The sequence below is a fragment of the Candidatus Eisenbacteria bacterium genome (assembly GCA_026388185.1).
Classification (GTDB): Bacteria; Eisenbacteria; RBG-16-71-46; order JAFGJU01; family JAFGJU01; genus JAPLKG01.
Genome location: JAPLKG010000017.1, coordinates 266,085 through 286,080, shown reverse-complemented (window position 1 = coordinate 286,080; position 19,996 = coordinate 266,085). Strand labels below are relative to the sequence as shown.

At 56.6% G+C, this 19,996-nt stretch carries 15 protein-coding genes, 6 tRNA genes and 1 other RNA gene; 17 read left to right on the top strand and 5 right to left on the bottom strand.

From position 1 onward, the window contains the following. The 5 genes from NTX17_10310 to NTX17_10290 form a co-directional block, all read left to right on the top strand. Positions 1-637: aminotransferase class I/II-fold pyridoxal phosphate-dependent enzyme (locus NTX17_10310; protein MCX5801760.1), on the top strand; the 637-nt coding region annotated here is incomplete at its 5' end. 24 nt (positions 638-661) lie between these two features. Continuing rightward, positions 662-1,609: a carbamate kinase gene (arcC, locus tag NTX17_10305; protein ID MCX5801759.1), complete on the top strand. Its 948-nt coding sequence runs from the start codon at positions 662-664 to the stop codon at positions 1,607-1,609. 91 nt (positions 1,610-1,700) lie between these two features. Beyond that, positions 1,701-2,342: a lamin tail domain-containing protein gene (locus tag NTX17_10300; protein MCX5801758.1), complete on the top strand. Its 642-nt coding sequence runs from the start codon at positions 1,701-1,703 to the stop codon at positions 2,340-2,342. A 408-nt stretch (positions 2,343-2,750) separates the two neighbouring features. Further along, a complete protein-coding gene (locus tag NTX17_10295) occupies positions 2,751-4,421 on the top strand; it encodes a hypothetical protein (protein ID MCX5801757.1) in 1,671 nt (556 codons plus the stop codon). A gap of 185 nt (positions 4,422-4,606) precedes the next feature. Next, entirely contained in the window at positions 4,607-4,957 is a 351-nt protein-coding gene (locus NTX17_10290) for a hypothetical protein (GenBank protein ID MCX5801756.1), read from the top strand. A gap of 94 nt (positions 4,958-5,051) precedes the next feature. Here the strand turns inward: NTX17_10290 and NTX17_10285 are convergent. After that, a tRNA-Leu gene (locus tag NTX17_10285) sits at positions 5,052-5,138 on the bottom strand. Between the two features lie 215 nt (positions 5,139-5,353). Between NTX17_10285 and smpB the strand changes: the two genes are divergently transcribed. The 6 genes from smpB to rdgB all read left to right on the top strand — a co-directional run bounded on the left by smpB (position 5,354) and on the right by rdgB (position 10,215). Beyond that, positions 5,354-5,836, top strand: coding sequence for an SsrA-binding protein SmpB (gene smpB / locus NTX17_10280; protein MCX5801755.1), 483 nt, complete (start codon positions 5,354-5,356; stop codon positions 5,834-5,836). Continuing rightward, positions 5,817-7,274 carry an N-acetylmuramoyl-L-alanine amidase gene (locus tag NTX17_10275; GenBank protein MCX5801754.1) on the top strand — a complete coding sequence of 486 codons (1,458 nt, stop codon included), beginning with the start codon at positions 5,817-5,819 and terminating at the stop codon, positions 7,272-7,274. Before smpB ends, NTX17_10275 begins: the two co-directional genes overlap by 20 nt. 39 nt (positions 7,275-7,313) lie before the next feature. Beyond that, a complete protein-coding gene (locus tag NTX17_10270; protein MCX5801753.1) occupies positions 7,314-7,889 on the top strand; it encodes a GerMN domain-containing protein in 576 nt (191 codons plus the stop codon). A gap of 64 nt (positions 7,890-7,953) precedes the next feature. Beyond that, positions 7,954-8,772, top strand: a complete 819-nt coding sequence (murI, locus tag NTX17_10265) for a glutamate racemase (GenBank protein MCX5801752.1) — start codon at positions 7,954-7,956, stop codon at positions 8,770-8,772. Positions 8,773-8,811: 39 nt separating this feature from the next. After that, positions 8,812-9,543: a ribonuclease PH gene (gene rph, locus NTX17_10260; protein MCX5801751.1), complete on the top strand. Its 732-nt coding sequence runs from the start codon at positions 8,812-8,814 to the stop codon at positions 9,541-9,543. Between the two features lie 9 nt (positions 9,544-9,552). Beyond that, complete coding sequence (gene rdgB, locus NTX17_10255; GenBank protein MCX5801750.1) at positions 9,553-10,215, top strand: RdgB/HAM1 family non-canonical purine NTP pyrophosphatase; 663 nt, start codon at positions 9,553-9,555, stop codon at positions 10,213-10,215. Here the strand turns inward: rdgB and NTX17_10250 are convergent. The 4 genes from NTX17_10250 to NTX17_10235 form a co-directional block, all read right to left on the bottom strand. Continuing rightward, positions 10,197-10,270, bottom strand: a tRNA-Arg gene (locus NTX17_10250). The two genes, rdgB and NTX17_10250, sit on opposite strands and share 19 nt — an antisense overlap. A gap of 18 nt (positions 10,271-10,288) precedes the next feature. Next, a tRNA-His gene (locus NTX17_10245) sits at positions 10,289-10,364 on the bottom strand. A gap of 9 nt (positions 10,365-10,373) precedes the next feature. After that, positions 10,374-10,450: transfer RNA gene (locus tag NTX17_10240), tRNA-Arg, on the bottom strand. A 99-nt stretch (positions 10,451-10,549) separates the two neighbouring features. Further along, positions 10,550-10,627, bottom strand: a tRNA-Pro gene (locus NTX17_10235). A 222-nt stretch (positions 10,628-10,849) separates the two neighbouring features. On the opposite strand from NTX17_10235, the gene NTX17_10230 reads away from it, so the two are divergent. The 6 genes from NTX17_10230 to kdpA all read left to right on the top strand — a co-directional run bounded on the left by NTX17_10230 (position 10,850) and on the right by kdpA (position 19,989). Next, positions 10,850-10,922: transfer RNA gene (locus NTX17_10230), tRNA-Lys, on the top strand. Positions 10,923-10,948: 26 nt separating this feature from the next. After that, positions 10,949-11,300, top strand: a transfer-messenger RNA (tmRNA) gene (gene ssrA, locus NTX17_10225). Between the two features lie 295 nt (positions 11,301-11,595). Then, positions 11,596-14,457 (top strand): hypothetical protein, encoded by a 2,862-nt coding sequence (locus tag NTX17_10220; GenBank protein MCX5801749.1) that lies wholly within the window; start codon positions 11,596-11,598, stop codon positions 14,455-14,457. Positions 14,458-14,660: 203 nt separating this feature from the next. Next, a complete protein-coding gene (locus NTX17_10215; protein MCX5801748.1) occupies positions 14,661-16,013 on the top strand; it encodes a sigma-54 dependent transcriptional regulator in 1,353 nt (450 codons plus the stop codon). 234 nt (positions 16,014-16,247) lie between these two features. Beyond that, positions 16,248-18,092, top strand: coding sequence for an ATP-binding protein (locus NTX17_10210; GenBank protein MCX5801747.1), 1,845 nt, complete (start codon positions 16,248-16,250; stop codon positions 18,090-18,092). 181 nt (positions 18,093-18,273) lie between these two features. Continuing rightward, positions 18,274-19,989: a potassium-transporting ATPase subunit KdpA gene (gene kdpA / locus NTX17_10205; GenBank protein MCX5801746.1), complete on the top strand. Its 1,716-nt coding sequence runs from the start codon at positions 18,274-18,276 to the stop codon at positions 19,987-19,989. Positions 19,990-19,996: the final 7 nt, after the last annotated feature.

The window sequence follows — 19,996 nt, the reverse complement described above, 5'->3', positions numbered from 1 at the left end:
ATACGCCATCACGGGCAGTGGTGATCCCCGCGCGCCGATGAACGCGATCCAACTCATAACTCCGGCGAGCGCGACACCTCCGCCAGCGCTGGGCATTGCCAAGACGGCGACGAGTCTCTCCATCACCTTCACTGGCAAGCTGCAAACGGCGCCTGCGGTGACGGGACCTTGGACCAAGACCTACGCGATGACCGGTTGGCGGTTGGGTTACGGCATCATGAATGAGACGTTGGCCAAGCACGTGGCCAGGCTACAGACAAACTGCACTTCCTGCACTTGCTCCTTCACGCAGCGCGCGGGAATCGCCGGCATAACGGGACCTCAAGACGACTCGATGAAGATGGTGCGAGAGTTCAAGAAGCGCCGCGACGTCGTCGTGCGCGGCCTCAATTCAATCAAGGGAGTGAGCTGCAAGACCCCGAGGGGCGCTTTTTACGTGTTTCCCAACGTCAAGGCGACCGGCATGGATTGCGACGTGCTGGCCTCGAGGCTTCTCGAGGAGAAGGGAGTAGCTCTGCTTTCCGGCACGGCCTTCGGTAAGTACGGCAAGGGCTACTTGAGACTCTCGTATGCGAATTCGATTGAAAACATCAACAAGGGACTCAGCCGCATGAAGGAGTTCATAGAGAAGCTGTAGGGCGGCATTGACGGAGGGACGTTATTGAGTGCGTTTAAGAGCATGGTCCTCGCGCTCGGCGGCAACGCGATAATCCCCGAGCGAGGGACCGGGAAGATCGACGAGCAAATCGAAGTTACGCGCGCGACCGTGGTCCAGCTCGTCGACACGATAAGGAAGGGAACGCGGCTCATCGTGACCCACGGGAACGGCCCGATTGTCGGAAACATCGTCATACGGAATGAGGCCGCAAAGGACATCGTACCGCCCATGCCGCTTGACATTTGTGGCGCCGATTCCCAGGGCGGCCTGGGTTACATGATTCAGCAGGTGTTCTACAACGAGCTCAAGAGAGCGGGAATAGACAAGAGCGTCGTGACTGTGGTCACTCAGGTGATCGTTGATTCCGACGATCCGGCCTTCCTGAAGCCCACCAAGCCGATAGGGCCGTTCTACGACAGGTCAACGGCTCAGAGACTGGCAAGCGAAAAGGGATGGTCCGTGGTCGAGGATGCTGGAAGGGGTTACAGAAGGGTGGTGCCCTCACCCAGACCGCTCAAGATCGTGGAAGCAGAAGTCATTCGCGAACTGGTAAAGGCCGGTAGGATCGTCATAGGAGTTGGGGGCGGTGGGATTCCCGTCGTCGAAACCCCCGAAGGCATGCTCAAAGGGGTGGAAGCAGTCATAGACAAGGATTTTGCATCGAGTGTGCTTGCCGCAGTGCTGAACGTCGAAGCCTTCGTCATAGCTACTGCCGTTTCCAAGGTGGCCCTCCATTTCGGCAAGCCCGACCAGTACGACATCGACCTCATGTCCGCCGCCGAGGCCAAGAGATACCTTGCCGCGGGCGAGTTCGCCCCCGGAAGCATGGGGCCCAAGATACAGGCTGCCGTCGAGTTTTTGGAGGGAGGTGGTAAGGAAGTAATAATCACGTCTTGCGATGAAATAGGCCGCGCCATCGACGGCAAGGCCGGAACCAAAATCATTCCGTAAGATAACATCCCGCCTTTCCAGCTACAGTTCTCTCGATTCAGTCAGTTCCAAGGCAAGTGTGTGGTGATTGGGATGAAGGGAGGATGAAAGAATGAAACGCATTGCCTTCGCTCTTCCGCTCGTGGTTGTTCTCTCCATTGTTCTCTTCGGTATTGTTCTCTTTCCCGTATTGTGTTCCGCCGACGTTGTCATCAACGAGATTTTGCCTTCCCCTTCCATTGACTGGAACGGTGACAGTGTGTACAACTACCGCGACGACGAGTGGGTAGAAATCTACAACAACTCCGAATCGCCGGCCGTTCTCGACGGATATCGCATCGCCGACGCCGACACGACGTGGAGGTACGGGCTTTCTGGCACCATCCCGGCGCAAGGCCACCTCGCTGTCTACGGCAGCCAGTCCTACGCCTGGGAGCGCGCGAACGGATATCCTGCTTACGGGCTGAGTCTTGCCAACACGGGAGACACCGTTCGCCTGTGGAGGTTTGTCGGAGCAGACAGCTTCCAAGTGGACTCTTATACCTACGGAAAGGCTGCGGGCGGTTCGAACCGTTCCGTGGGAAGGAAGCCGTCCGGAAGCCAGGACTGGTACATTTTCGACGCGCTCAGTCCTTACAGCGGAACAGAGCCTCCGCTCGGGACAAAATGCCCTCCGAGTCCGGGCGGGCCTAATGGTTGCGCCACCGACATTGTTCCTGAGCCCTGGGGTGCCATAAAAGCACTGTTCAGGTAGGGCGGGCCGGTGTCCCGCTAGGCGGCAAGAGCCAGGGGCAGGCCGCCGGTACTTTCGAGAGTTCTGTAGCTGGAAGCGGAGACGTTCTTGTGGGATAGCATCTGTGACTCGCGGAAATGTGTTGACAGAGAGGGGCCGGAGTCCTAGGTTTGTGCTGCGGCAGAAGTTTGGTTTACGGCGAAGTGTACCTTGGTTTCACTCGAGGTCTGTGATATGGGGTTCGCTCGCGAGGGGGCTATTTCACGCAGGCAAGGCGGAAGGCTGGGTTTCGGCCACTGGTTTGGCCGCGATCTTGGCCACATGCATGTCCTTGCCTCCACAGTACTGCTCTTGACAACCTCTGTTCTGTCCTGTGGTTTTTTCCTTCCAACAGCATCGCCCGTTCTTGCAGCTACGTGGAGTCCTGAGATGCAGGTGAACGTGGAAGACACGTCTTATGACTGGAGTCCTATGGTGGTTGTTGACAGTGCGGGGACGGCTTGGGTGTTTTGGATGGGTATTGATGCTAGTCAGGGTGATTTTGAGATTATGTATTCTCGTTGGAGAGGGGAAGGTTGGACACCCGAGGAGAGGGTGCACCCGGACAATGTGCAGAAGGATGCGTGGCATATGGCTTGCATCGGGGAGGACGGTATTCCGTGGGTGGTTTGGGAGCGTTATCGTGGGGGTACGTCGCCGTACTGTGACGTGTTGACGACGCACTGGGCAGGTGCAGGATGGTGTGAGCCTGAGACGCTGTATGCGGCAGGTATTGAAGGGCAGGGCTATGAGATGGGGTGCGTGGACACGACGTCGGTTTGGGCTGTGGTTGGTGCCTTTGTGAACAGACACCCTGGGTACGACCTTGATCTTTTCTTTCGGAATCGTGTGGATGGCGTTTGGTCATCTTTGGAGCACATAGATCATCCGGAGGTTCAGGATGGGTATCCTGACATAGCGGTCTCTGGCTTGGGTGTGCCTTGGGTTGTGTGGGAAGCGATGGATCACGTTGATACGCTTCACTGCGTGTACCGGGATGAGGGCACCTGGAGAGAGTCTCCTCTTTCGATCAGGGGTGGGGGCCCGAAGATATGTTTCAGTAGTGGTGAGGGTCCATGGATAGTGTATTTTGACACCACTTCTAACATTTGTGCTGGTTTTTGGGATGGTGCGGGTTGGAGTATCAGTGGTTCAATCCCTTTGCCACCTGCTGACCCGAGTGAGTGGGATTACGGTCTCATGGTGAGCGGTAGTGTGGAGGGTGGGCCGGTGGTTGCGTGGGCCAGGGCGGATCATGACAACGTGTACAAGGGAGATGTGTACGTGAGCCGGTGGTCGGATTGCTGGTGGACGGGAGAGGAGATGGTGACAGAGCCTGACAGCGAGCTTGCGGCAACAGATGAGTGGCCGGATGTGGGTGTAGGTACAGGAGGGAGGGTATGGGTAGTGTGGGAGCGGAGTCGTGGTCCGAGTGGGAGTGACTATGACATCTGGGCTCGGTATTCAGATGATTTTCTGTCCGAGCCGTGGGTCAAGGGTTTCAGCGCTCGTGTAGAGGGGGAGCGGGTGGTGGTTGAGTGGAGCTGTCGGGGGCAGGTGAGGTTCAACGTGTACCGTGCAGACGCAGGTGGTTGTGGAGAGCCTGATGCAGAGGGAGAGAGGGAGTTGGTGTACACGGTAGAGCCATTGGTGGACGTTGAGAGTTTTGTAGACAGCACGGTGGAGTTGGGCAGGAGGTATCGATATTGGTTGGAGGTTGAGTCGCCTTTTGGGGAGTTGTGTGAGGAGGCGGGCCCTGTGTTGGTGCGGCCGTGTGAGGGAGGTGTGAGAGTAGGCTTCATCGGAGTGAGGCCCAATCCGTCAGGGGTAGGCTTCATGTTGGGTTACTACGCTGGGGCCAGGAGAGAGGCGGAGTTTGAGGTGCTGGATTTATCTGGGAGGTTAGTGAGGCGTATAGAGTGTTCTGGGGGGGAGGGAGAGGTATTGTGGGACGGTAGGGACGAGAGAGGTAAGGAGGTGAGACCCGGGGTCTACTTTGCGCGTTTCTTGGCAGGTGGGTGTGCCAGAGGCGGTGTCCAGAAGTTAGTTGTATTGCGCTGACAGGTTTTCACATCTACCGCTTTGGCTGACAGGTCGCGGGGAGCACCGAGGCTCAGGGTTTTGTATTCGGACGAGTGACGTAGTATGGCGCGCGCTCCGGTCAGTAGGTGACTCTGTAGCATCTTCGTTTTTGGAGTTGAACTGCAGTTGAGCTTCTGTTAGGGTGACGGCACGGTTGTGCGGTTATGTCACTCATTACGCGGGGTTCGCCCGTGCGGAAGCTCCTTGCCCTCACATTTTTCCTTGTTATGACCCTCTCCTGTGCTCAACCCGAGCAACGAGTCGTGAGGGGAGGTACACCTCGAGGTGTATCCGAAAGCAGAGAGTCCAAGACCGGCATCGAGAGAACATCGTTGAGGAAATTCGGCAGGGATTGGAAGGGAAGATACTGCGAGAAGACCATCAAGGATATCTACGGTCTGAGCGAACGGGAGCTCGAGACAGTAAAGCGGGAGCTCAGGAAGCAGAAACCCTCTCTTGCCACAAAAGCCACCCAGGGTCCTCCTGATTTGCAGCTGCCTCAGACATCGGAATGAGCCGGTAACGGGACTGAATAGCAAGAGTAGATGGCCCGGGGCTCGGCGTGGAGCCATCGCGGGCGATCAATGGGGCGCTGAAAAGGGTGATGCATGGTGCGGAAGGGGGGATTTGAACCCCCAAGAGGTTACCCTCACTGGACCCTGAACCCAGCGCGTCTGCCAATTCCGCCACTTCCGCACGCGCTTCCTGCGTGACTCTCTAGCCTCGCGTCAACCTCTCTTGCGGGAGAATAATAGCATATTTGCGTTTCGGCGCAACGATATCCTGGATAGACTTCTGGTTCGTTGAAACACGATAGCCCGCTGCGAACGGCCAGCTCCCGGTCGACAACGACATCCTGGATAGACTTTAACCTGTTGAAACCGACGGCTCCATCTGTTATCAATCGCACGATGTGTCCCGAAACAACGATCAAACAAGTTTGCGCAAACCGCAAGGCCCGCTACCTCTACTTCGTACTTGAAACCATGGAGGCCGGAATAGTCTTGGTCGGCAGCGAGGTCAAGTCTCTGCGGGAAGGCAAGGCGAACATCAGGGACGGATATGCTACCGTCGACGGCGGCGAAGTTTTTCTGCACAACATGCACGTAAGTCCTTACGACGAAGCCAGCAGTTTCAACCACGATCCCTTGCGAACAAGGAAGCTGTTGCTCAACAAGCAAGAAATCCGCAGGCTGGCCGGAAAAATCAACGAGCGGGGGCTTACGCTCGTGCCTTTGAACGTATATTTCAAGGGAAAGCATGCTAAGGTTGAGCTGGCGCTCGTGAAGGGCAAGAAGAAATACGACAAGAGAGAAAGCATCGCTCGAAGGGAACAGGAACGCGAGATAGAAAGAGCTCTCAAGGGACGAAGGCGTGACCGGAAGACTGAATGACACCGTGCCGAGAGTCAGAGACCGCACCATGACACCACTGTCTCCCATTTCCGTCTTGCTCGTCGCGATCCTCCTTGTTGCGATCCTCCCCGGTCTTGCGCCTTCCTACGTCAGCGCCGAGGCCCGCAAGTCGACGAGGATACAGGGCAGGGACTACGTTTCCATGGACGACGCCGCTCTCCTCTTGGGAGCGACCAAGTTCTGGAAGGCGGAGACCAGGAAGGCCGTCCTCAACGTTGAGGGCACGAGGATCCGATTCACCGTCGGAAGCCCCATCCTGGCTGTCGGGGACCAAACCTTCGTGCTGGGAGCGCCCGTTCTCTTCGTCAGAGGTGTGCCTTACGTGCCCGTCGAGTTTCTTCTCGAAGTTGTGCCTCAGTTCTCACAGAAGAGAGTCGCGTGGAGCGCCGACAATCAGACCCTTTCTCTCCTGAGAGAGGGCAGCGTGCCGGTGAGGATCGGTCTCGAAACGTCGGGCGAGTTCACGTATGTTACCGTCGAGAGCCAGGGGAAGGTTGAGTACTTGCCCGTTTCTCTTTCCAAAGAGTCGTTTGTGATACTTCTCGAAAATGCAGTCGTCTCCGCAAAACCCTCGTCCGCCAAGGCCGGTCTTGTCAAGAAGCTTCTGGTCAGTCAGAGCGCCAAGGGGGTCGAGCTCCGAATGGCGCTGGATTCTCACACTCTCGGTTACAGTCTAAAGCGCGAGACAGGACCCGAAAGGATTGCCATCGGTTTCACCTCGTCCGACTCACAGATGCGTGAGATGAGTCTTGCCCCGTTTGGCGGGGAGCTGTCTGGCGGCAAGTACCGGGTGGTCGTGCTCGACCCCGGCCATGGAGGTTCCGACGAGGGCGTGAAGGGCAAGGGTGGAGCGGTTGAGAAACAAGTAAATCTCGATATCGCTCGAGACATCAAGGGTTTCCTCTCAAAGACCGGGACGCTCGAAGTAGTACTGACGAGAGAAGACGACTCCGAACAAACTCCGGAAACAAGGGCCGTCGAGGCCAACGCAGCTCATGGTGACATTTTTGTGAGCATTCACTGCGACGGTTACGCGTCTCCCGGAGCCAGCGGGTATTGTCTTGAAGTCTACAAGGCGCCGGGTGGTGATGGGGTCTCGGCTTCGGAGCCGGCGATCGGCGGTGTCCAGGTGAGCTCGTGGAAAGGCGCCTCCGAGAGGCACGCTCGCGCCAGCCTTTCTCTTGCCGGGGGCATTTCCGACAGGCTCGGCAGTGCCACGAATCTCAAGGAGTTGGGATTGCGCAGAGTCCCGGCAGTTGCACTTGAGGGGGTCGACATGCCGTCCGTACTTGTGTGCTGCGGATTCTTGACGAATCCCGGCGACGAAGCTCTCTTGCTAGATTCCTCGTCCCGGCATAGAATTGCTGCAGCAATCGCAGAGGGTATCGGCGAGTTTGTGAACGAAGGAGCGAGATAGAAGCACCGCGATAGATGTCCGCACGATTCGGAGGCACGCATGGGCACATCAAAAACCAGAGCATCCAAGAGGCTCAACTTCGTCCTTTTCATTATTGTGTGCCTTCTCGCCATAGTCTTGGTCGTCACTTTCTCCAAACGCAGAGCCGGCGTAGAGAAACCCGGCGAACCCGTGACCAAGCCCTCGGAAGAAGTCGAGGTCGGAACAAAGGCCGTGATTCTATATTTCGGCTCGGAAGACGGGACCGAACCCATCGAGACCACGCGGGACATCATGGCTTCCGCAGAGCCTTCGACGCTGCTCGCAAGCATCATGAGAGAACTCATTTCGGGTCCGACGGGCAAGGGGATCGGCGTTCTTCCTCCGGGAACTCTACTGAGGAGTGCCTACATTGCGGGCAGGACTGCGTATCTGGATTTTTCGGGGGAATTGAAGAGTGGTTTCACGGGAGGCTCGACGGAAGAGTATTTGATCCTGGCTTCGATAGTTCGTACCGTGTCGGCGAACTTCGTCGACATCACGCACGTGCAGATATTGGTGGAGGGAAGTTCGGTCGATTCGCTGGGGGGGCATTACGACCTGACCGAGCCCCTGAGCGTGTTTGATTGGCAATAGCGATTTTGACGTTGTCGGACCGGCGAGATCGGGCCGCTTGGCGTGAGATCGCAAGGAGCTTCAGATGGGTTCACCCATAGGTATTTTTGATTCGGGAATCGGCGGCCTCACCGTCGTGAAGCACTTGATTTCGAGACTTCGGAACGAGAGCATCGTTTACTTCGGCGACACCGCGCGCGTGCCATACGGTTCGAAGTCGGTCGAAACAGTAAAGCGATTCGCATTTGAAAACACGAGATTCCTCCTGAATCGAGGCGTCAAACTCGTAGTCGTTGCGTGCAACACCGTTTCGGCGGTGGCGCTCGAGGAGCTGAGAGGCGCTTTCGACGTGCCGATCGTGGGAGTGATAGACTCCAGCGCAAGGGCCGCCGTCCATCTTAGCAAGAAGAAGGTCGTCGGCGTCATAGGAACCGTGGGGACGGTCGAAAGTCGCGCGTACGAGAAAGCAATCGCCTCCCTGGACCCCGCCGTGAAGGTCCATTCCGTGGCATGCCCGCTTTTTGTCCCGCTCGCGGAAGAGGGATGGATACTTCACCCCGTTGCGAAGCTGGTCGCAAATGAATACCTGGAAGCGCTGACGCGCGCTGCCGTGGACGTGCTGGTCTTGGGTTGCACCCATTATCCGGTGCTTCGCGGCATCATCCAGGAGGCCGCGGGGAAGAACGTCACGCTTGTGGACTCGGGTGAGGAGGCGGCCAACGAAGTCATAGCGATCCTGAAAGACAAGGGGATGGAGGCCGAAAGCGGGGGAAGAGTGTTCAGGCATTTCTACGTGAGTGATATTCCGAGGAAGTTCAAGGACGTCGGTGAGCGTTTTCTGGGGCAGGAAATCGACGGATTAACACTGGTCAACCAGTCCGACGTCCCCTGGTACGAGAGATAGGGCTGCGAGTAGACGACCGAGCAGGAAACGGGGTGAAACATGAAAAGAGTCGATGGAAGAAAACCTGACGAGATGCGTAAGATCAAGATACGGACCGACTATCTCAAGTTCGCCGACGGGTCGGTTCTCATGGAGATTGGAGACACGAAGGTCATCTGTGCGGCCACCGTCGAACACAGCGTTCCTCCTTTTCTCAAGGGCTCCGGAACGGGCTGGGTGACCGCCGAATACGGGATGCTTCCGAGAAGCACGCAGGAGCGGACCGTGAGAGAATCTCACAGGGGACGAGTCGGAGGAAGAACCTCGGAGATACAAAGACTCATCGGCAGGGCACTCAGGGCAGTCACAGATCTCAAGGTCCTGGGTGAGAGGAGCATAATACTCGACTGCGACGTAATTCAGGCCGACGGAGGAACGCGAACCGCTTCCATTACGGGTGCGTTCGTTGCCCTGCACTTCGCGCTCTCCGGTCTCGTCGCCTCCGGGACGATTGAAAGGCTGCCGCTCGTCGAACCTGTCGCCGCGGTCAGCCTGGGCGTCGTGGACGGCGCGGTCGTTATCGATTTGTGTTACGACGAAGATCGCAGAGCGTACACGGACATGAACGTGGCGATGACGGAATCCGGACGCCTCGTTGAAATACAGGGAACGGCCGAGGTGAAGCCGTTTACCAAGGAAGAGATGGACACGATGGTGGAGCTTGGCAGAAAGGGCATCAATGAACTGATCAAAGCTCAGAAGCGGGCGATCGCCGGCGAGAAGAAGGGCTAGTGTGGGAAGATGAAATCTACTAAACGGGTGGCCGCGTCCAACGACAGACTTCGAATAGTCCTCTCCTCCGGAAACCGTGACAAACTCAAGGAGGTCACGGAGATTCTTTCCGCCAAGTGGCTGGAGATCCTGTCCCTGAGTGACTTCCCCGGTGCCCCTGACCCGAAAGAAGGGAAGGATTCCCTCAAGGACAACGCGCTCTTGAAGGCCCGACTTGCGAGCGATTTCACGGGGCTCCCTTCAATAGGGGACGACACGGGTCTTGAAGTAGACATACTCGAGGGCAGGCCCGGAGTTCTCTCTTCAAGATATGCGGGAGAGAATGCGACCTACGCCGACAACGTGAAGAAGCTCCTCGATGTTCTTCAATCACTACCGAAGGAGCAGAGAATTGCAAGATTCAAATGTGTGATCGCCCTCGCCATTCCCGGCGGAACTGAGAAGATTTTCAGGGGTCAGTGTCCGGGGCGCATCGCATTCGAGCCCAGGGGGCGGAACGGTTTCGGCTACGATCCGGTATTCATCCCGGAAGGCAAGAAATCCAGCTTCGCCGAGCTCAGTCCGGTTCTCAAGAACAGGCTGAGTCACAGGGGACGAGCGCTCGGTTCCCTGAGGCGGCATCTCCGGAAGATGTACCTCGAGGGGATAGGGTGTACGCCCGGCAGGAGTTGAACCTGCGACCTGCGGATTCGAAGTCCGACGCTCTATCCAGCTGAGCTACGGGCGCATTGCAGGAAAGAAGTGGTGGGGTGGACGACGGGATTTGAACCCGCGGCAGCTGGATCCACAGTCCAGCGCTCTACCAGCTGAGCTACGTCCACCGCCTGTCATGGCGCGCCTGAAGGGATTCGAACCCCCGACCAACGGATTAGAAATCCGTTGCTCTATCCAGCTGAGCTACAGGCGCGCTATCGATGCACCGGCGCCGCCGTGCGTTGCGGCACTTGCTGTTCGACTTACACTACTGAGGAGCACTCTTGCCCGCGCCGGCAGGGGATCACAAGAATGGTCGGGGCGAGAGGATTTGAACCTCCGACCCCCTGCTCCCAAGGCAGGTGCGCTAACCGGGCTGCGCTACGCCCCGATTTCGAATGCGAAACACGCCATCCTCATCATAGGCAATGGGCGCGGCCGTGTCAATACTGGGGAATGTTGCGGGCGTTCATCTGCGCCACGTCACGCGCGCGGCGCCAGGGCTTGACACCACGTCATCTGCGCCACGTCACGCGCACCTCTTGACAGTCCACGCTCCAGGTGTTATGTTCTAACTCGGTTGCTGGGCTTCTCTTTCCCCGGAACAATCGTTGCGCCGTTAGCTCAATTGGTGGAGCAACTGACTCTTAATCAGTAGGTCGGAGGTTCGACTCCTCCACGGCGCAAACCTTCTTCTCCTGCATTTGAAAGTGGGGGCGCCTGGTTTCGACGGGGAGGCAGAGACGCAAGCAGCGTGCCGAGGTCCCCATTGGCTCGTTAAACAAGTGGGAAAATTCAAATGCCAACACACAGTTGGCCCTGGCTGCATAGACTGTAGCCACGTCCTTCCCGCCTTCGCCTGTTGAGGCGGAGAAGGGCGCCGACGAAGGCAGGCTGGCTTCCTCTCTTCGCCCGTGGGTAGGAAGCGAGATTTAGCGGGCTGGCGCCCTCCGTATCCTGTCTGTCGGAGACGGAGGACGCGAGAAATAAAAGATAGACTACGCACGTAGCGGCTTACGTTTAAACTTCTTCGGACGCGGGTTCGATTCCCGCCGCCTCCACCAAAGCAGAGAACTCGAACCGGTGTCCGGTGCGATTGAAGGCCCCGGCGCTGTTCAGCGATGAGTTGCACCTCCTTCAAGCGAATGGTCTCCGGCACTTCGCTGTGCATTTCCTTGACTTTCTCTTCAACGCGCCTCAGAAGATAGGCAAAATTCTCCACGTCAATCCGGATGCCCACGCATCTTGACACGGAATCGAATCTCCTATATAAACATTCTTCGCCCTGGCGTGGGAATTCATTGCGATCTGTGATCCATTTTCGATTCAGACCCAGGGACTCGGGCGTGGGAGGAGAAAATGACCATCACGCGATTTCAAAACACCATGGCATTCAGCAAATCCATTCTAAAATGGCTCCTTCCGGCGATGATTCTGCCGGCGTTGACTCACGCCCAGATGATCGACACCTACCAAAATCCTCCGGGCATCCGATGGAAAACAATCGAGACTGCGCATTTTGAGATCGTTTTTCCTGACGAGCTTTCCGAGGAGGGACTGAGAGTCGCCAATACGATGGAATACCTGTACGGCCCGCTCAATCAAACGCTGGACGCGAAAAGAAAACGGATTTCGCTGTTTCTGACCAATCAGGGTGCAAACGCAAACGGTTATGTCATGCTTGCGCCTCGAAAATCCGAATGGTACCACCTGCCCGTGCAGGGGACTTTTACGGGATCGGGGGAATGGTACAGGCTGCTTGCTGCTCATGAAGGCAGACACATGGTCCAGTTCGACAAGGTGAATACGGGATTCACCCGATTTGCCGGTTGGGTAAGCGGCGAATCGGGCGTTTCCGCGTTATCGATGTTCTCAATCCCCTTATGGTGGTGGGAAGGCGATGCGGTAGGCATGGAAACGGCGCTAACGAGAAACGGTCGGGGTCGCATTCCCGAATTCGGCATGGGCATACGGACCCAGCTTCTGAACAATATACGGTATTCCTATTCAAAGGAGTACATCGGCTCCTACAGAGACTGGACGCCGAACTGGTATGAGCTGGGTTATCCGCTCGTCTCCCACGTCAGACAAGAATACGGACCTTCGGTCTGGAATCGCATCATTAGAAGAACGTCAGAATGGTCGTTCTGGCCGTTTTCGTTTTCAAACGCCATCAAGAAAGAAACAGAAAAGAGCGTGTCACAATTGTACGAAGAAACCCTGGTCGAATTGGAAGAGGCATGGAGAAACCAGATCCCTGTCAGGACGTACCCGCAGTACCGGATACTGAATCGGAAGCCTTCGACCTGGACGAAATATCGCTTTCCGCAATACCTGGACGACAGTACGGTCGTCGCGCAAGAATGGAGCTACGCCGTTCCCTGGTCCATCGTGGCCATTGATACCAGGGAAAACGAAAGAATACTGAAACAGATATCGCCCCTGGAGCCGAACGGCACGAGGAGTTCGGTGGCTGCCGGGAAAATCGTCTGGGATGAAGGCATTCCTGACATACGCTGGGGGGCGAGAACCCTACCGTCCATCGTGGTCATGGACGTCCGTACCGGGGAAACCCACAGGATAGCCGGCGGATTTCCATATTTCAATCCTTCATTTTCACCGGACGGCGGGCGCATCGCTGCCGTAGAATTCGAAAAGGACAGGAGGTGCGCACTGGTCATCCTTGACGTAGGAACGGGAGGACTTCTCGAGCGGATTCCGAGTTCGGATAACGCATTCCTTCAGTCCCCATGCTGGTCTCCGGACGGGCAGAGCATCGTTTTCACATTCCAGGACGATCGCGGTAAGGGCATATCCGTTCTTGACGTCAAGTCCTGCCAAACCCGTGAAGCCCTTGCACCCGGCTGGGCCGGTATTTCCCATCCCGTACTCTTCGACCACTGGGTCCTGTTCAGTTCCCCGAAATCTGGAATCGATAACATCCATGCCGTGGATATGGAGACCAATATCGAATACCAGGTCACATCCCTACCCTATGGTGCATTCTCGCCGCAGGTTTCACCTAACGGGAAAAAACTACTTTTTTCCGGATATTCGCCCGACGGGATGGAAGTATGCGAAGCGGATTTCGATCCTTCCCTGTGGACAGAGCCGGATTCAGCGGCTGCGGATGCGACCGGTTACGCAAAAACGCTTGCAGCCCAGGAAAACGGACCCATGCTGGACGAATCACAGATCCCGAGAGTAATTTACCCGATTCAGGACTACAAGCCGTTTTCGCATCTTCTGAATGTGCATTCCTGGTATCCTGTTTCGGGTTCTCATGAATTCGGGCTACTTCTGGTTTCCAGGGATAAACTTAATACGACATCGCTTACCTTCGGACCCATGATTGACACGAAAGATTCCAGTGTCCGGCTTGACGCAGACGTTGTTTACGCCGGGCTATTTCCGGTGATCGATCTCGGATTGAGCCGCGGAGAAAAAGAGATTGTATTCAAGGACGAGGAAGACCAAGAACGAACGGACTCATGGACGGAAACCTCGACTCGTCTGGGATTGAGCATCCCGCTGGATCTATCTCGGGATATTCATATCACTCGATTCCAGGCCAGCCTGGATGCGTCATTCAACCGTGTTTCGGACAAATACGCTGAGGACCGGCCGGACCCGCCTAGCGGCAGCCTGGTCCCGCTTCATTACCGGCTCACATTCTCGCGTTACCGGGAAGGCGCGATTCGCGACGTGGCGCCGCGCTGGGCTCAGGATCTGCAAATCGAGTACCGGCACGCCCCGTTTAGAACCGATTACCGGGGTTCGCAATTTCTATCGCAGGCGATTCTTTATCTTCCCGGGTTCGTGAAACACCACAGTTTCGTGTACCGGGCCGCATGGGAGGAACAGAAGCCGGATAATTACCTGTTTCCGATTTCCCTCCCATTCTCGCGCGGATACGATTCCGTGTTCCACAAAAAACTCGCGCATGCCTCGGCGTCATACACGTTTCCGGTGTTTTGTCCCGATGTTTCGTTGGGTTCATTTGCGTATCTGAAACGGATAAAAGGAAGGCTGTTTTACGATTACACGATTGGAATGGATGGCAACGCCAAAACACCCTACCGTTCGGCCGGAGTTGAAACGGGTTTCGAAACGCACTTTTTCAATTTACGCTTTCCCCTCATTCTCGGCATCAGGTGGGTTCATCGCATAGAAGACGGGGAAAACAGAGTCGAGGCTGTTTTCGATTTTGATTCGCTTTGATTTCTATTCGGTCCGGCGAAGATCGCGGTGGAAGGTGCATGAACAATTCATGAGAGCCTCTTCAAGTTCAACGTTAGCGGCAAATTCCCGGGGAGTCAATTTCCCCGCAATGCGGTACACAATCGGGCGTCGTCCCAAATTGATTTTCCAGCATCGATTTAGTATGCTGTTGCTCAAGGCATGGAGGCGAAGGGAGGCCACAAATCGAAACCACATCCGGTCAAGCGTTGAACATTCTCGTCGTGGACGACGAGATCAACATTCGCAAGACCTTGTCGGTGTGTCTCGAGACGGAAGGTCACAAAGTCATCGCCGTCAGCAATTTTCAGGACGCCCTGGCTGAGGCGTCGAGAAGAGCTTTCGAACTTGCGTTTGTGGATTTGCGACTCGGGACCGATGACGGGCTTGACCTGATTCCCGCTCTGCTGGCCACGTGTCCTTGGCTCAAGATCATTGTCATCACTGCCTACGCCTCCATCGAGACTGCCGTCGAAGCCATGCGCCGCGGGGCAACGGACTACATTCCGAAACCTTTCACGCCTGCCCAGGTCAAATTGGCCGTTCAAAAGGTGCACGAAATGCGAGTGCTGGAGGAACGGGTTGCCGCATTGCAGGAAGATCTCGGTCGAACGCGTCCCGAGATTGACTTCTCGAGTACCGGTTCGGCCATGCAGCACGCCGTGGCTCTGGCGCGGCAGGTGGCGCCGTCCGACGCCACAATTCTTCTCAGAGGCGAGAGCGGAACGGGTAAGACCGTGCTTGCGCGCGCCATTCACGCGTGGAGCAATCGCGCGGAGAAACCCATGGGCATCGTCTCGTGTCCATCCTTCTCTTCCGAGCTCTTGGAGAGCGAGCTTTTCGGGCACGTAAGGGGAGCCTTTACTGGAGCCGTTCGTGATAATCCCGGTCGCGTCGCAGCCTGTGATAACGGCACGCTCTTCTTGGATGAGATAGGCGATTTGCCTCTGTCCCTGCAACCGAAACTTCTGCGTTTCGCACAGGACAGAGAATACGAGCGGGTTGGCGACTACACGACGCGACGAGCGGACGTGCGCATCATCGCAGCGACGAACGTGGACCTGGAGCAGGCGGTGGCCGCAGGACGGTTTCGAGAAGACCTCTTTTATCGGCTCAACGTCATTCAGATTGAGATTCCTCCGTTGCGAGAACGGCCGGATGATGTCGTCACGCTTGCAGAGAGACTACTCGCATTCTGTGGTCGCAACAGCCACCGGTCCTTCGCCGGCTTCACTGACGAGGCGCTGGAGGCGCTGAAGCAATATCGCTGGCCGGGAAACATCAGGGAGTTGAGTAACGTTGTCGAGCGGGCCGCCATTCTTTGTCAGACCGATCGCGTCGGCATCGAGTGCCTTCCCACGGCGTTGCTCCCGAGTGAAATGGCTCCCGGCATAGGCGATCCTGTCACGGTCGAGAAAATCGAGGAACAGCACATACGGCGAATTCTCGCCACCACGAAATCGCTGCAGGAAGCTGCAGATGTTCTTGGAATCGACCAGGCCACCCTCTGGCGTCGCCGCAAGAAGTACGGAATCTGAAGGTCCGCACACCTCCGCCCTTCCTTCTTTTCTCGGTCATCTCACTTCCTTCTTGATATCGCCTTGCAGTCTTCAATGCGTTTTCTTCCGGTTTCTTGAAAGATTTAAGGTTTACCCTTGCGCGGCCCGGAATCATCTCCATCTTTCAACAGGTTAAGGTAACAAATCTGTTGGCACATTGCCTGCGTAATAGAAAAGGGTAATAGCAGAGCACTGGAAAAGTGGAGAACGATAATGCTGGGAATCCGTCAAAAGCTGTCTCTGGGATTCGGCGGGCTGCTTGTGATCATCCTGGTCATCGGCGCGCAGAGTATCCTCCATCTCACCAAGCTGGGAAGATCAATCGACGTCATCCTGCGCGAGAACTACCGGAGCGTTGTAGCTTGTCAGCAGATGAAGGAGGCCCTGGAACGCACCGACAGCGGGGTGCTGTTCATACTCATGGGTTATACGGAAGAGGGAACGAAGCTTGTCCGCGAGAACGAATTGGCTTTCGAGAAGGAGCTCGAGATCGAACTGGGCAACATCACTGTCCCTGGAGAAGGCGAGCGGGCGGCTCGTCTTCAGCAGCTCTTTAGCCAGTACCAGAGGACGCTAGACGGCGTGCTGGATCCAAAGATCCCGCTGGCCGCCAGGCGAGCCTCCTACTTTACCTCTTTCCTCCCGCTATTTGACCAGATCAAGAACACGGCGGACGAGATCCTTCAACTCAATCAACAAAACATGAACGACGCGAACGAGATAGCTCGCACGAGCGCCGCCGCCGCCCGGCAGCGAATGTATCTCTATCTTTTGATTGGCACAATCGTTGCCGTGGGATTCATGATCTTTGCCGGAAGATGGATTCTCGGCCCGATAAATCGCCTCATAGAATCCGCGGACGACATCAGGCGCGGGAATCTGGATCTGGTTGTACAAAGCACTTCTCGAGACGAGATCGGACACCTTTCCGAAGCTTTCAACGCGATGGCGGCCAGTCTCCGCGAATTTCGCCGCTCCGATCAAGCCAGACTGGTTCGGATCCAGCGGGCCACGCAACAAGCGTTTGACAGTCTACCCGAGGCGATTGCCGCAATTGACATGCACGGGAGCGTGGAGCTGGCGACTGAGACGGCGAAGACCGTTTTCGGGCTACGACCCGGCTCACAAATATCAGACTCGTCATTGAGATGGATCGTAGATCTGTACAACGACGTCCTCAAGGGCGGCGCCGCGACGTCCAAACAGAACGATCGAAGATTTGTTCAGCATTTTGTGAACGGAGAAGAGAGATACTTTCGTCCGCAAGCGGTGCCCATCCTGGACAGCGAAAGGTTACCCATTGGAATCGTACTGACGCTTCAAGACGTCACGCAGCTCCGGCAACAGGATGAGTTGAGGAAGGGAGTAATCTCGACGGTATCGCATCAGCTCAAGACTCCGCTCACTTCCATTCGCATGGCCATCCACCTTCTGCTCGAGGAAAAAGTGGGACCTCTCACGGAGAAGCAGGTAGAGCTTCTGTTGGCGGCCGGCGAGGACAGCAATCGACTCCACGGTATTCTCAGCAATCTACTGGACATCAGTCGCATTGAATCCGGGAGAGCTCAACTAGAACTTCGTGCGATCTCCTCTCGCGCGATGGTGTCGGAGGCTCTGGACCCGTTCCATCGGGCAGCCCAGGACCAGGGAGTGACTATGAGCGTCGAGGTGCCGGACGACTTGCCCGACGTCTGGGTTGACACGACACGGATCGGTCACGTATTTGGCAACCTGGTCTCGAACGCGCTCAAGTTCACGCCGGCCGGGGGCCGCGTTAGCGTTTCTGCGACGGCCGAGGAGAAGACGGTCCGATTCTCGATTTCCGATACGGGCAAGGGCATCCCAAGCAAGTATCTCCCGAGAGTGTTCGAACAGTTCTTCCGCGTCCCGGACCAAGGAACGGAGACGGGAGCGGGGCTGGGACTTGCCATCGTTAAGGAAATCGTGAAGGCTCACGGCGGCGTGGTCGGCGTTGAGAGCCGGGAAGGAAGAGGAACCACCTTCACTTTCACGCTCAGAAGGGCCGACCGAACCCCGGAGAAGGAGAGTCAATCTTGACGGATCTTGCTTACATCTTGATCTCCATCGTTTTCTTCGGCCTCTGCTTTCTTTACGCGCGCGCGTGTGAAAGGCTTTGAGCAATGGCTGACTTTCTGGGGATCCTCGTAGGATTTGTCTTGATCGCGTACTTGCTCATCACGATCCTCCGACCCGAGGTATTCTGACGGGGAAAGGGTCCATGGACCTCATTGGATGGATTCAACTGACTATCTACGTCCTGGTCCTTCTGGCCTTGACCAAACCGATGGGCCTCCACTTGGTTCGTGTCCTGGACGCCGAGGGAAAGACCCTTCTTGATCCGGTCCTGGGGCCGGTCGAGCGATCGTTGTACCGCCTCTTCGGTGTGGACTCGAAAAAGGAGCAGGATTGGAAGCAGTACACTCTGTCTCTGCTTGCATTCAGTCTGATCGGGCTACTGTTCACGTACGCCATCCTCAGACTTCAGCATCTCCTGCCGCTCAACCCGCAGGGTTTCGGCCCCGTCAAGGAAGACTTGGCGTTCAATACGGCGGTCAGCTTCACTACCAACACTAATTGGCAGAACTACGCGGGTGAGTCCACCCTGTCCTACTTCTCGCAGATGGTGAGTCTCGTCTTCCACAACTTCGTTTCGGCGGCCGTGGGCATCGTCGTGGCTGCGGCGTTCGTGCGCGGCATCGCCCGGCATTCGGCGAAGACCATCGGGAATTTCTGGGTCGATGTCGTGCGCGTGAATCTCTACCTGCTACTTCCGATTTGTGTTGTGTTGGCCGTCTTCCTGGTATCGCAAGGTGTGATCCAGAACTTTAAGCCCTATGCCGGGGCAGAACTCGTCGAATCGTCAACCCAACTCGTCCCCCAGGGTCCTGTCGCGTCGCAAGTGGCGATCAAGATGCTGGGAACGAACGGAGGCGGTTTTTTCAACGCGAACGCCTCACACCCTTACGAGAACCCGACCCCTCTGTCGAACTTCGTACAGATGCTCTCCATCTTTCTCATCCCGAGCGGCCTCACCTACTATCTTGGGCGAACGGTAAGAAATCAGAAACATGGTTGGGCCGTGTGGGGTGCCATGTTGTTTCTTTTTCTCTCAGCCTTGCTGGTCTGTTGGTGGGCCGAGAGCGCGGGCAATCCCAGACTGCACGCGCTTGGGGTAAATCCCGCTGACGGAAACATGGAAGGGAAGGAAGTTCGGTTCGGGGTTTTCAACTCCGCCCTGTTCGCCACCATCACCACGGACGCCTCGTGTGGAGCGGTCAACGCGATGCATGATTCCTTCACGCCGTTGGGTGGGATGATCCCGCTGTTTAACATCCAACTTGGTGAGGTGGTTTTCGGGGGAGTCGGCTCCGGACTCTATGGAATGCTCGTCTTTGTGGTGCTCGCCGTGTTCCTGACGGGGCTCATGGTCGGGCGAACACCGGAGTACCTGGGTAAGAAGATCGAGGCTCGCGACGTCAAGCTCGCCGCTCTCACCGTGCTGATATTGATCTTCAGTATCCTGGGTTTCGCGGCATGGGCCGCCGCAAGTCGGTGGGGCATTGCCGGCCTGAACAACACCGGGCCACACGGTCTAGCCGAAATGCTCTATGCGTACTCGTCGACCACCGGAAACAACGGGAGCGCCTTCGCCGGTTTGAGCGGCAACACTTGTTGGTACAACACAACCCTGGGGCTGGCCATGCTTCTCGGACGTTTCGCCATGATCGTCCCGGTGTTGGGTCTGGCCGGAAGCCTGGGGAGAAAGAAGCTGATTGCAGCAACCGGAGGCAGCTTCCCAGTGTGGGGCTTGACGTTCACCGTCGTGCTGGTAGGTACGGTCCTGATCGTCGGAGCGCTCACCTTCTTGCCTGTTCTCGCCCTCGGCCCGGTAGTCGAGCATTTTCTAATGACGGGATCAGGCGCGCTCTACTGAAAAAGTG

Excerpts from the sequence above, each read along its gene's own strand:
- NTX17_10300 (MCX5801758.1), top strand. The coding sequence starts at position 1,701 with ATGAAACGCATTGCCTTCGCTCTTCCGCTCGTGGTTGTTCTCTCCATT.
- NTX17_10295 (MCX5801757.1), top strand. The coding sequence starts at position 2,751 with ATGCAGGTGAACGTGGAAGACACGTCTTATGACTGGAGTCCTATGGTG.
- NTX17_10290 (MCX5801756.1), top strand. The coding sequence starts at position 4,607 with ATGTCACTCATTACGCGGGGTTCGCCCGTGCGGAAGCTCCTTGCCCTC.
- smpB (MCX5801755.1), top strand. The coding sequence starts at position 5,354 with ATGTGTCCCGAAACAACGATCAAACAAGTTTGCGCAAACCGCAAGGCC.
- NTX17_10270 (MCX5801753.1), top strand. The coding sequence starts at position 7,314 with ATGGGCACATCAAAAACCAGAGCATCCAAGAGGCTCAACTTCGTCCTT.
- murI (MCX5801752.1), top strand. The coding sequence starts at position 7,954 with ATGGGTTCACCCATAGGTATTTTTGATTCGGGAATCGGCGGCCTCACC.
- rph (MCX5801751.1), top strand. The coding sequence starts at position 8,812 with ATGAAAAGAGTCGATGGAAGAAAACCTGACGAGATGCGTAAGATCAAG.
- rdgB (MCX5801750.1), top strand. The coding sequence starts at position 9,553 with ATGAAATCTACTAAACGGGTGGCCGCGTCCAACGACAGACTTCGAATA.
- NTX17_10220 (MCX5801749.1), top strand. The coding sequence starts at position 11,596 with ATGACCATCACGCGATTTCAAAACACCATGGCATTCAGCAAATCCATT.
- NTX17_10210 (MCX5801747.1), top strand. The coding sequence starts at position 16,248 with ATGCTGGGAATCCGTCAAAAGCTGTCTCTGGGATTCGGCGGGCTGCTT.
- kdpA (MCX5801746.1), top strand. The coding sequence starts at position 18,274 with ATGGACCTCATTGGATGGATTCAACTGACTATCTACGTCCTGGTCCTT.